This is a genomic window from Acinetobacter sp. USHLN143 (genome assembly GCF_037145695.1).
In the GTDB taxonomy this organism is placed as follows: domain Bacteria; phylum Pseudomonadota; class Gammaproteobacteria; order Pseudomonadales; family Moraxellaceae; genus Acinetobacter; species Acinetobacter fasciculus.
The window spans coordinates 1-10,150 of record NZ_JBBCWZ010000086.1 but is presented as its reverse complement, the minus strand read 5'-3'; the positions used below and the strand labels follow the sequence as shown (position 1 = coordinate 10,150).

The window sequence follows — 10,150 nt, the reverse complement described above, 5'->3', positions numbered from 1 at the left end:
GCAAGGAATCTGTGTCTTTATAGCAAGGAATCTGTGTCTTTATAGCAAGGAATCTGTGTCTTTATAGGCTTTTAAACTTATTAATATCAATAGTTTCAGAAGGTCTAAAAGCATTTAAAAACTTTAAAATATATATAAAAGCCTAAGTAGACATGAAAACAGCCCTATGCCCTCGCTAAAGCTCGGACGTTTTAACCTCGTTTCACTCGGTTGAGGGGCTGTTTTTCAAAGGTGAATTGAGTATTTAATAAAGAAACTATGCCTTCGCTTCGCTCAGAAAGCTTTATGCTCGCTTCGCTCGTTCATGAATCAAATGAAATCTAGTCGCTTTGCTCTGTTAATCCCTCTATGAACTAACAAGGAGCGTTGTAATCAGAAAGAGAAAGCACATAGATTTTGATGCTAGATGATCGCTCGTAGACACTCGCTCTGTTTCTATTGTCTGGTAAAAAATAGTTTTATCGAAAAATGAATATCTTTGATTTTATAAATGAAGTAATTCTTTTAAATCCCTATATTCTTTTTGAATTTCTTTAGACTCGAATCTCAATTTTTTTAAAATATTTTCTATTTTCTCAACGGCTTTCTTTCTTCTATTTACATTGTGATCTGCGAAATAATCATCCCCATAAGCAGGTTCACTTAAATCAGACTGGGCAATATTTGATAGAGTATTAATAATTAAATTATTGAACTTAATGAATAAATCTTCAAATTTTTTTTGATGAAGATTGTTTTTTTCGTAATTTATAATTTCTTCTAAGTGAGACAGTCGTGAATAGATATCTTCTTTTGATACTTGTTCTTTAAAATCCGATTCTATAGAAGATAAACCAATAAAATTATCTCTTTTGCTCTTGATAATCATATCGTTAATTCTACTTTCTAAGAAATTAAGTAGATAAATTATGTTGTTGAGTTCAGCTATCGTTTTCGTGGCTTTCTCAAATTTATATTGGTTTTTCCAGTCATCTAATGATGAAACAACAAAAGACAAACCTATAAGAGCAACCCAAATCGCCAGCAATTCTGAGTACGTAAGAAATTTAAAGCATACGTACTTGTCACATAGTTTACTTAGGTATAAATCAACAAAAGAGTAAAAATAATAATAAGCAATTGTTAGAAAAACGGTTAATCCAACCGAAAAATATATTTTATCTTCAAGCTTCATAACACCCTCAATTAATCACAATATCATATCTATCAAGTTAATGATTATGAAGGATATTATTTTAATAATCCCTTTTGGTAGGGAGATTTTTTTGAAAAGTTAAATTAAAATTTAGCTCGATTCTTTGAAATTTGGCTTTAGCCATAGTTCAAAGTCGAGCCACTTTGCGACATTGATTATTAGGTTAGTAAAGACAAAGACAGAGCAAAGTAATGAGCTGCAATTATTTAGGGTCAATCACACAATAATCGGCATTTTTCCCATATCCACATTGTTTTTTTATAATTCTAACGCATGTTTTCCCATCGCATTTTGATAGGTCTAAGCTGTATTTTTTCAGGTTGTTCACTTCCGATCTGCGCTGCTGGATTTCATCCATACTTGGTACAAATAAAAATAACGCCAAGAATAGCACCATCACCAACGCTACAAAGGCACTGGCAAACACGACAATAAATTGATAGTTAAGGCGGCTGGTTGCTTTGTCTAGTTCCTGAATACGGCTCTTTAATGCTCCTATAGCCTGTTTATTTGTGTCCTGCAGCGACTTCTCAGCTTTATCTAGAACCCCACTAGCTACTTGGGTGTAAAACGTCTCTAATCGCTTCTTATCGTCTCTAATCGCTTCCCTATATTCCTTCATGGAAGCTAATAAAATATATAACTGGTCGTCTAAATCGTTTTGGTTGCTCATAGAGATGGCCCATCTTTATTCATGCTTTGGCGTTGTTTCTGCTTCATGGTTCGTTCTTGCTGTTGCTTTAACTGCTGCTGTTGTTCCAGTTGTAGGCGTTTAGCCTCCTGATCTTTCTTCCATTGCTCGAAACCCTTTTCGACACGGCTGAAGCCTTGTTCTAGGATTTTTTCCTTTTTGGGTTCTTTGAATTGGAGCTGCTGATTGTTTTGCTGTTTGATATTGTCATTAAAACGGCTAACTTCAGTATCTATACCCTTTCTGCGTAACTGAGTAACCTTGCTGCCTTCATGTATCGTGGCTTGTAAGCCGTTACCTTGTTCGGCATAGCTGCGGTGGTCTATTTTTTCTTTGTACCCTGCTTTGTCCAAGGCGTAATTTGCAAGGTTTGCCCAGGTGGCTCGAATCTGTTTGATTTCTTCCTGGCTTGTTCCCATGCCTAGGTTTTTTCTTTTGGTATTACTTAGTTCAATTTCTGCTTTTTGAGTAAGGACCAATTTATTTTCAGGGTCTAATTCTGCTTTGCGAGTTGTCAGCAAGATATGTGCATGATGGTTTTTATCATCCCCACCTTTGCTGGGTGCATGAATCGCTAAATCTGCAACTACCCCATAGCGATCTACTAAGGATTTGGCAAAGTTTTTAGCAAGTTCCTTGCGTTGTTCTTCATCCAATTCATCAGGCAAGGCAATAACCCATTCTCTAGCGGTTCTGGCATCTTTCCGGTTCTCGGTTTTTTCCGCCAGATTCCAGAGTTCGGCACGATCAATTTGAGTGTCTAAGTTCGAGATAATTTCGGTATAAGCTACGCCTTCTTTTCTCGTAAAGTCGTGTGTTAATCCTGTCCGTTCATCTGTCAATTTTTCCCCTGCACGATAGGCGATAGATGCTACCGCAGTTCGTCCCGAACTTCGGTTAACGGTCTTGGTCGTACAGTGATAAATTGCCATGCCTTAGCCTTTTGATGGTTTTGCTTTTAAAAAATTGCGTAGCAGTTTTTTGGGGTTAAGGGGATTCCCCTTACGCAACGATGACTTGAACTTTGTTCAAGTCGTAAGTGCGCATTTCATGAAAAACACGATAGCATATAGCCCGCTTGAATTTCAATTCATAGGGCCTTATGCTTGAGTGGTTTTCTATATCCCGAAATCTAAATCATGACAAAAGCTGCTGAAACTCTCGAGAAGAAAATCGAAGCCCAGTTAGAAAAGCTGAAACAGTTAAAGGCTCGCAAACAAGCTATCGAAGCTAGAGAAAAATCAAAGCAAAAAGAGCAGGAAAGAAAGGATGATACTCGACGTAAAATTTTGCTTGGTTCTTATTTGATTAAAAAAATGAATGCCAATGAAGCCAATAAAGAAAAAATACTCGCTGAACTCAACGAGTATTTAACAGAAGATCGGGATAGACAGCTTTTTAACCTTTAAAATCTGTTTCAGTCCGCAAGGCTTTAAATATACGTTTTGCGGTTTCCTCTCTGACTGATTTTGGATCTCGTAAAATATTAGCAATCCAAATTGCAAATGCTTGATAGTCTTTTGCTCCAGCTAGATCACTAATACTACCTACTTTTGACAAAATAGAGCTGTAGGTATTGATTTGACCATCAGACAGACTGCGGAATATATCTAGTGTTTCTTGCTCTCGCTCTGATGCTATTAATCTAGGCTTGGGCTTCTCTCTGACAGTAAACTTAAAGCCAACCACAGAACGCCCTTTTTTAACGTTTTCATAAGTTAGGGCAATATCTGTATTAGCTGTGATCTCATCTAGTGATGGATTGATAACACGTTTTTTTAGATTACTTAGATCGTGATAAGACTCAGGTAAGCCAAATTCAGTTCTTATTTTTTCTAAAGACATTTCAAATTTTCCCATAGCCTGATGTTTTTTAGCTAAGTGATAAAAATCGAATGAGTAATCTTTTTTTAGACTAAGTACGATGTCTTTTTTGTACTTTGTATATGGATTTAATTTATCAAATTCTGTAAGCATCAATAAAACGATCTCAGGGAATCGAATTGCAATACCTCCATCTTCATAAATGCAATCAATTACCCAATTAGACAGAACACGTTTCCCTCTTTCATTGTTATAAGAAAAACTACGCTTAATCAGATTTCTACTTGCTACTTCTAACTGTGTATATGCTGAATGCGTTTTAATTCCACACTCTTCAGCGAATTTTTCAGCGGTAATCATAATAGGATCTTTTTCTGTTGCTTGAGTAGTTCTAGCAATTGGACTAGCAAGTATCAATATACGCTTTTCATCAATATTCATACTCTTAAAACATTCTTGAATATTATTTTGCATCACAACCCAAGAAGGTGGATACGTTTTTTTATTTTCGTCCATATAACTACAATGCCTATTAAGTACTTTTTCGGATATGTACCTATATAGTATATTATTGCTTAAAATTTGACTATTATTTTTGTACTTTTTTAAAAAAAGTACATCTAAATTTGTGTACCTTAATGTCCGGTAAAAGTACTTTTTAAGTCCGGTAAAAGTACTTTTTTAAATGCGTTTTGTCCGGTAAAAGTACTTAGTTGTCCGGTAAAAGTACTTTTTTAAAGTCTGAAAGCCTTGCTAGATATGGGCTAGAAGGGGGTCTAAAAGCTTTTAAAAGCTTTTTAAAAGATAAAAAAGGAAAATACAGAAAATAAAACAGCCCTATGCCCTCGCTAAAGCTCGGACGTTTTAACCTCGCTTTCGCTCGGTTGAGGGGCTGTTTTTTTCAAATATGAATTGAGGATTTAATAAAAAAAGAAACTATGCCTTCGCTTCGCTCAGTAGTTTTTATGCTCGCTTCGCTCCTCTAGAATTTGACCAATACAGTTCGCACCCATTCGGGATGCTCTGTATCTTTCGTTACGAAGCAAAAGGGAGCTTGTAATCAGGGAAAAGGCAGAAGCGAAATTTTAATGCCAGGTGGTCGCTCGTAGACACTCGCTCGGCTCTTACTGGAATGATTAAAATATCTAATCAAAACCGTGGAACATTGATTAAAGAATATCCGTGGAACATGAAAAATCATAAAAAAAGCCCAAACGGGCTCGATTGGGCTATAAACTAGAAACTACAGCATTGATTTCTAAGTGGAATTATAACGTATTTCGTATAAGGTGTATTATGTTAATTTTAGACAAACTTCAAATTAAATATCTTTCCAAGCAATTTTTTTAAGCTTTAAGTTAATACAAGAATCATTTGTGAGCTTCTCTGCAACTTCGAAAGCATCTAGTAATTCCTTATTAATATGATTAATTCTTAAATTTTCGAATTCAACAACTTTAAAAAATGGTTGATCCAACCCTTTAATATTTAGTTTTGGTTGTTGATCACTTACTTTAATGAAGTCGGGCATATCTTTATCAAAAATAGAAGAATCTACAAAGAAGTTATTCCCTCCAAAACCACCTTTAGAACCAGCATCATCTGCCAAATAAGCCTTGGTAAAGGCGAAATTTGCTTGTAATTCTGGTACAACATCATAGCAAGGCTTTATTGAAAGGGCTTTTAGAATAGCCTCTTCGAAAGACATAGTATTATTTTTTACTTGGTCAATGAGGTATTGTCCGATACCATTTTTTAAATCATCTTTTGAATAATTCTTATCACGAATTCTAAATCCTACGGCTACAACACTTCTGCACCCAGGAAGCCCTAATTCTTTCTCTTGTTCATTTATTTGCTTATGTACCTTATAAGCGCGGTTTAAAAAGTCGAAAGTTACTGATTTTGATCTAGGAGATAAATCTCTATAAAAAATTGCACCATCATTTAAGGCTAAGGAGTTAAAAACTTTAGCCTTTGAGCTATTACGAATCATGTTATGAAATGATTTAAGCCTATTTACGCTAATTTGGGCATTATTTGATAATGGATTGAATTCAACGCTATTTAACATTGAGCCATAACCTAATAGATCGACCCAGTAGCAAATACTAACCTCAATGGTTCTCTTACTTCCCATACTAGTTTTTGGATGATTTTTAGTAACACGTGGAATAATTTTTTTCTTCATTTCAGAATATATACATATGAATAATATAACAATTATATATTATTCACTTTTATAGAAGTCGGATTAGGTACTCATAAATACCTTTTATTTAACATAATGGCTGTTATACGAAATTTGATTGATTTTTACTAAAACACTATTTGAAAATATAAAAAAAAGCCCAGTCATGGAATACTGGGTTATGGAAACTCAAATAAGGATTTATATTTTATAAAGTATTTAAAAAACCATAAAAAAACTATGGTTTTTTTTGTATAAACTTGCTTGTTGTCTCTACTTCATTGAATACTTCAAATTTTTTCCGATCATTATCGAGTTTAACAACGAGAGCTAAAATAAAAATCATTATTATAAAAGCTAGGAAAATCAAATGCCTTCTCATTATTAATTCCACTATCAGTGCTATAAAGTATGCTTCCCTATAGCAAATAGATAGGACATAAAGAATGAAAAGTAAAGCTCGATACTTTGAGACATGGCTATTGCCATATCTCAAAGTCGAGCCACTTTGCGATATTCGGTAGCAATAAGATTAAGAAAAGAACCGAGCAAAGTACTTGCCAGTATTTATTTAGGGTCAATAACACAGTAATCCTTATTCGTTCCATGACAGTCATTTTTCATAACTCGGACACAAGATTTATCATTACAATTTCTAATATCTAAATTATATCTTTGTTCTAGCCACGCTGCCTCTGCACGACGTTCCTTGATCTCATCAAAACTTGGAATAAATAAAAATATAAAAGACAGGAAAACCAGCACCAGACTGAGGAAAATTGCACATAACAAGGCAATAAATCTGTAGTTCAATTTGTCGGTAGCCTTGTCTAGTTCATGGATGCGACCTTGAAGGGCACGTGTAGCTTCCTGATTTGCGTTATTTAGGGTCTTTTTGCTTTGTTCTAGTACCCCACTAGCTACTTTGTTGTAAAACGTCTCTAATCGCTTGTTATCATCTGCTATAGCTTCTCTATATTCCTTCATGGAGGCTAATAGAATATACAACTGATCATCTAAATCATTTTGGCTGCTCATAGCGATGGTCCACTTCTCTTCATGCTCTTGCGGTGTTTCTGCTTCATGGCTTGTTCTTGCTGTAGCTTCAATTGCTGTTTACGTTCCAGTTCTAGGCGTTTAACTTCCTGTGCTTTCTTCCATTGCTCAAAGCCTTGCTCAACACGGTTGAACCCTTGTTCTAAGGTTTTTTCTTTATGCTGTTGTTTGTTTTGGAGCTGTTGGCTGTTCTGCTGTTTTACCGTGTCGTTGAAACGACTGATCTCAGTATCTATACCTTTCCTGCGCATCTGCGTGACCTTGCTACCCTCATGGATAGTGGCTTGTAGCTGATTACCTTGATCGACATAGCTGCGGTGGTCGATTCTTTCCCGATACCCTGCATGTTCGAGGGCATGATTCGCTAGGTTTGCCCAGGTGGAACGGATCTGTTTAATTTCTTCCTGGCTTGTTCCCATACCCAGTGTTTTTCTTTTGGTATTACTTAACTCAATATCGGCTTTATCTTTAAGAACTAAATTCTGCTCTGGATCTAATTCGGCCTTGCGCGTTGTCAGTAAGATATGTGCATGATGATTTTTATCACTGCCATTCTGACTAGGTGCATGAATGGCTAAATCCGCGATTACTCCATAACGGTCTACTAAAGATTGCGCAAACTCTTTGGCCAGTTCTTTTCGTTGTTCCTCATCTAATTCATCAGGCAAAGCAATCACCCATTCACGTGCTGTTCGGGCATCTTTTCGGTTCTCTGATTTTTCTGCCATATTCCAGACTTGGCTTCGGTCTAATTCGATATCCAAATTAGAAATAATTTCGGTATAAACCACACCTTCTTTTCTCGTAAAGTCGTGCGTTAATCCTGTCCGTTCATCTTTCAATTTTTCTCCTGCACGATAAGCCATAGATGCAACCGCAGTTCGTCCCGAACTTCGGTTAACAGTCTTCGTCGTACAGTGATAAATTGCCATGCCTTAGCCTTGTGATGGTTTTGCTTTTGCTTTTAAAAATTGCGTAGCGATTTTTGGGGTTAAGGGGATTCCCCTTACGCAAACTTTGACTTGGATGAAATCCAAGTCGTAAGTGCGCATTTCATGAAAAACACGATAGCATATAGCCCGCTTGAATTTCAATTCATAGGGCCTTATGCTTGAGTGATTTTCTATCTTCCGAAATCTGAATCATGACAAAAGCTGCTGAAACTCTCGAAAAGAAAATCGAAGCCCAGTTAGAAAAGCTGAAACAGTTAAAAGCCCAAAAACAGGCTATCGAAGCAAGAGAAAAAAACAAGAAAAAGGAACAGGAAAGAAAGGACGATACTAGACGCAAAATTTTGCTCGGTTCTTATTTGATTAAAAAGATGAATGCCAATGAAGCAAACAAAGAAAAAATACTCGCTGAACTCAACGAGTATTTAACTGAAGATCGAGATAGACAGCTTTTTGATTTGCCTATAATGAATCATTAGTTTTTTTCTATTTTAGGTTGATTGGCTTCATGGTATCGGAGAATGCTGGCTATTTTTTGGAATAAATATCCAGCTAAGAATCCATTTATAGCAATACCGATTCCAGTTGCTATCATTACTCCAGACCAAACTGTTCTTGTTCCATAATAGGAACTTGGAATTTCGATTCTGCCAAAAGTAGCTATAAAAATACCCCCTGAAATTATTCCAATAACTATAATTACCCAACCAACTAAATTGCAGGCTTCACTTTCTTTCAGTATCGTAGCTGCGCTCATTATTTCTTTCCTTTAGTATCTTCTGCAATGATAGCTAACTGCATATTAACAATCTCACCTTGCAATTCTAAGGCTTTGTTTGACAGGTCAAATGCTTGCTGGCAAACTTTTTTACCTGCTTCTTTTTTTGCTTCTGTATCAGGGCTATTTTTTGCTAAAGCATCTTTGTATTCAGCGACTAATTTATTGCATTCATCGCCCAATGGCTCTGCTTGTTTATTTAACTCAATGATTTGTTTTTCTAACTTTTTCTGATCACTTATAAGTTTATCTGTTTCAGATTGGCTACATGCAGTTATCAAGAATATTGTTCCCAAAATTAATAAATTTTTCATTGTGTTAGTTCTAAAGAAAAGGTCATTTTAACTGAATATTTTAATTTATGGCTGAAAACCAACTTTTTCTAAAACAGGATACAATTCTCGGAACTTTTCAGGCTCTAACAACATATCTGCGATGCGTATAGCAAATTGTTGATAGCTTTCAGTACCCTGCGAATACTTGCCCATTTCGGGCATTTCAGACATTTTATTTGCAAATAAATGGCGTTGCGCATCGGTCATTTTTATAAAAAAGTCAGGGGTGTTTGGATCTCTTTTAGTTTCTATTGATTTTGCGATCTTAGGAGTTTGTTTCTGCTTGAATCTGAATGAAAATCCAGTAATGATACGTCCAGTTTTATATTGCTCATAACTTACAGTAATGTCTGTATGCTCGTTAATTTGTTTGATAGATGGTTCTAATACACGGCTTTTGAAGTGATTCATTGCTTTGTATTCATCAGCTCCAATACCTAGTTTCTCCCTAAACTCAGAGAGTTCAATCTTTGGTACTTTACCAACTTCACGCCATGCAATGAGAAGCTCATATAAGCGTATAGCGTATTTACTTGTAAGTTGAGAAACCTGTTTTAATTGATAGCTAGTAAAGTGTTGCTCAAGCCTTGTAATTAACGGCACCACATCAGGCGCAAAAGTAATCTCTAATATGGCTGAATCATCAATATACTTGATTCGACTTACCCAGCGAGATCGAACAATACCAACACCTTTTTTTGTCGTTTCCCTAAAAGAGAACTGGCGTTCAAATAAATTATTTACTGCATTTTTTAATGCTTCATAAGCTGTTTCTTTTTTCACATTAAACTGGGTGGCATAGTCACTAGCATGTATTTCTAATTTGCTATCTGACGTAATTCCTTGCTGAGTTTCACGTGCATTGATAATTGCTAAAAGTATTAGACGCTGCTCTGTTACTTCTAAATTATAACTAGCATTTATCAAGGCATTATCTTTCACTACTAATCCATTCTTCATATTCAACACGTTATATAATTATATGAATAAAGACACATTAAACAATTATGTGTCTTTATGCAAGGAATCTGTGTCTTTATAGCAAGGAATCTGTGTCTTTATAGCAAGGAATCTGTGTCTTTATAGGCTTTTAAACTTATTAATATCAATAGTTTCAGAAGGTCTAAAAG

At 35.6% G+C, this 10,150-nt stretch carries 12 protein-coding genes; 2 read left to right on the top strand and 10 right to left on the bottom strand.

All coding sequences use genetic code 11. From position 1 onward, the window contains the following. Positions 1 to 484: 484 nt before the first annotated feature. The 3 genes from WFH18_RS15290 to mobQ (WFH18_RS15280) form a co-directional block, all read right to left on the bottom strand. Positions 485 to 1,174 carry a hypothetical protein gene (locus WFH18_RS15290; RefSeq protein ID WP_336755179.1) on the bottom strand — a complete coding sequence of 230 codons (690 nt, stop codon included), beginning with the start codon at positions 1,172 to 1,174 and terminating at the stop codon, positions 485 to 487. 223 nt (positions 1,175 to 1,397) lie between these two features. Next, the gene (locus tag WFH18_RS15285; protein ID WP_336755177.1) at positions 1,398 to 1,868 is read right to left on the bottom strand and encodes a hypothetical protein; all 471 of its coding nucleotides are present in this window, start codon (positions 1,866 to 1,868) and stop codon (positions 1,398 to 1,400) included. Further along, positions 1,865 to 2,818: a MobQ family relaxase gene (mobQ, locus tag WFH18_RS15280; RefSeq protein ID WP_336755175.1), complete on the bottom strand. Its 954-nt coding sequence runs from the start codon at positions 2,816 to 2,818 to the stop codon at positions 1,865 to 1,867. Before mobQ (WFH18_RS15280) ends, WFH18_RS15285 begins: the two co-directional genes overlap by 4 nt. 207 nt (positions 2,819 to 3,025) lie before the next feature. On the opposite strand from mobQ (WFH18_RS15280), the gene WFH18_RS15275 reads away from it, so the two are divergent. Next, positions 3,026 to 3,295, top strand: coding sequence for a hypothetical protein (locus WFH18_RS15275; protein ID WP_048764069.1), 270 nt, complete (start codon positions 3,026 to 3,028; stop codon positions 3,293 to 3,295). Here WFH18_RS15275 and WFH18_RS15270 read toward each other — a convergent pair. The 4 genes from WFH18_RS15270 to mobQ (WFH18_RS15255) all read right to left on the bottom strand — a co-directional run bounded on the left by WFH18_RS15270 (position 3,285) and on the right by mobQ (WFH18_RS15255) (position 7,889). Then, positions 3,285 to 4,226, bottom strand: coding sequence for a replication initiation protein (locus tag WFH18_RS15270; protein WP_004729701.1), 942 nt, complete (start codon positions 4,224 to 4,226; stop codon positions 3,285 to 3,287). The two genes, WFH18_RS15275 and WFH18_RS15270, sit on opposite strands and share 11 nt — an antisense overlap. A gap of 805 nt (positions 4,227 to 5,031) precedes the next feature. Beyond that, positions 5,032 to 5,901 carry a hypothetical protein gene (locus WFH18_RS15265; protein WP_279699037.1) on the bottom strand — a complete coding sequence of 290 codons (870 nt, stop codon included), beginning with the start codon at positions 5,899 to 5,901 and terminating at the stop codon, positions 5,032 to 5,034. Positions 5,902 to 6,468: 567 nt separating this feature from the next. Next, positions 6,469 to 6,939 carry a hypothetical protein gene (locus tag WFH18_RS15260; RefSeq protein WP_046650746.1) on the bottom strand — a complete coding sequence of 157 codons (471 nt, stop codon included), beginning with the start codon at positions 6,937 to 6,939 and terminating at the stop codon, positions 6,469 to 6,471. Further along, on the bottom strand, positions 6,936 to 7,889 hold the full coding sequence (gene mobQ, locus WFH18_RS15255; protein ID WP_068534583.1) for a MobQ family relaxase: 954 nt from the start codon (positions 7,887 to 7,889) through the stop codon (positions 6,936 to 6,938). The genes WFH18_RS15260 and mobQ (WFH18_RS15255) overlap by 4 nt, the downstream gene beginning before the upstream one ends. 212 nt (positions 7,890 to 8,101) lie before the next feature. Between mobQ (WFH18_RS15255) and WFH18_RS15250 the strand changes: the two genes are divergently transcribed. After that, positions 8,102 to 8,386, top strand: coding sequence for a mobilization protein (locus tag WFH18_RS15250; RefSeq protein ID WP_336755168.1), 285 nt, complete (start codon positions 8,102 to 8,104; stop codon positions 8,384 to 8,386). On the opposite strand, the gene WFH18_RS15245 is transcribed toward WFH18_RS15250, so the two are convergent. Genes WFH18_RS15245 through repM form a run of 3 tightly spaced genes read right to left on the bottom strand, consistent with a single transcriptional unit; the run spans position 8,383 to position 9,980 of the window. Continuing rightward, entirely contained in the window at positions 8,383 to 8,664 is a 282-nt protein-coding gene (locus WFH18_RS15245; protein ID WP_336755167.1) for a hypothetical protein, read from the bottom strand. The genes WFH18_RS15250 and WFH18_RS15245 overlap by 4 nt on opposite strands. Further along, entirely contained in the window at positions 8,664 to 8,999 is a 336-nt protein-coding gene (locus tag WFH18_RS15240; RefSeq protein ID WP_058952626.1) for a hypothetical protein, read from the bottom strand. The genes WFH18_RS15245 and WFH18_RS15240 overlap by 1 nt, the downstream gene beginning before the upstream one ends. A gap of 45 nt (positions 9,000 to 9,044) precedes the next feature. Further along, positions 9,045 to 9,980, bottom strand: coding sequence for a replication initiation protein RepM (gene repM / locus WFH18_RS15235; protein ID WP_336755165.1), 936 nt, complete (start codon positions 9,978 to 9,980; stop codon positions 9,045 to 9,047). Between the last annotated feature and the right edge of the window lie 170 nt (positions 9,981 to 10,150).

Coding starts and splice junctions, on each gene's coding strand:
- WFH18_RS15290 (WP_336755179.1), bottom strand. CDS start 1,174: ATGAAGCTTGAAGATAAAATATATTTTTCGGTTGGATTAACCGTTTTT.
- WFH18_RS15285 (WP_336755177.1), bottom strand. CDS start 1,868: ATGAGCAACCAAAACGATTTAGACGACCAGTTATATATTTTATTAGCT.
- mobQ (WP_336755175.1), bottom strand. CDS start 2,818: ATGGCAATTTATCACTGTACGACCAAGACCGTTAACCGAAGTTCGGGA.
- WFH18_RS15275 (WP_048764069.1), top strand. CDS start 3,026: ATGACAAAAGCTGCTGAAACTCTCGAGAAGAAAATCGAAGCCCAGTTA.
- WFH18_RS15270 (WP_004729701.1), bottom strand. CDS start 4,226: ATGGACGAAAATAAAAAAACGTATCCACCTTCTTGGGTTGTGATGCAA.
- WFH18_RS15265 (WP_279699037.1), bottom strand. CDS start 5,901: ATGAAGAAAAAAATTATTCCACGTGTTACTAAAAATCATCCAAAAACT.
- WFH18_RS15260 (WP_046650746.1), bottom strand. CDS start 6,939: ATGAGCAGCCAAAATGATTTAGATGATCAGTTGTATATTCTATTAGCC.
- mobQ (WP_068534583.1), bottom strand. CDS start 7,889: ATGGCAATTTATCACTGTACGACGAAGACTGTTAACCGAAGTTCGGGA.
- WFH18_RS15250 (WP_336755168.1), top strand. CDS start 8,102: ATGACAAAAGCTGCTGAAACTCTCGAAAAGAAAATCGAAGCCCAGTTA.
- WFH18_RS15245 (WP_336755167.1), bottom strand. CDS start 8,664: ATGAGCGCAGCTACGATACTGAAAGAAAGTGAAGCCTGCAATTTAGTT.
- WFH18_RS15240 (WP_058952626.1), bottom strand. CDS start 8,999: ATGAAAAATTTATTAATTTTGGGAACAATATTCTTGATAACTGCATGT.
- repM (WP_336755165.1), bottom strand. CDS start 9,980: ATGAAGAATGGATTAGTAGTGAAAGATAATGCCTTGATAAATGCTAGT.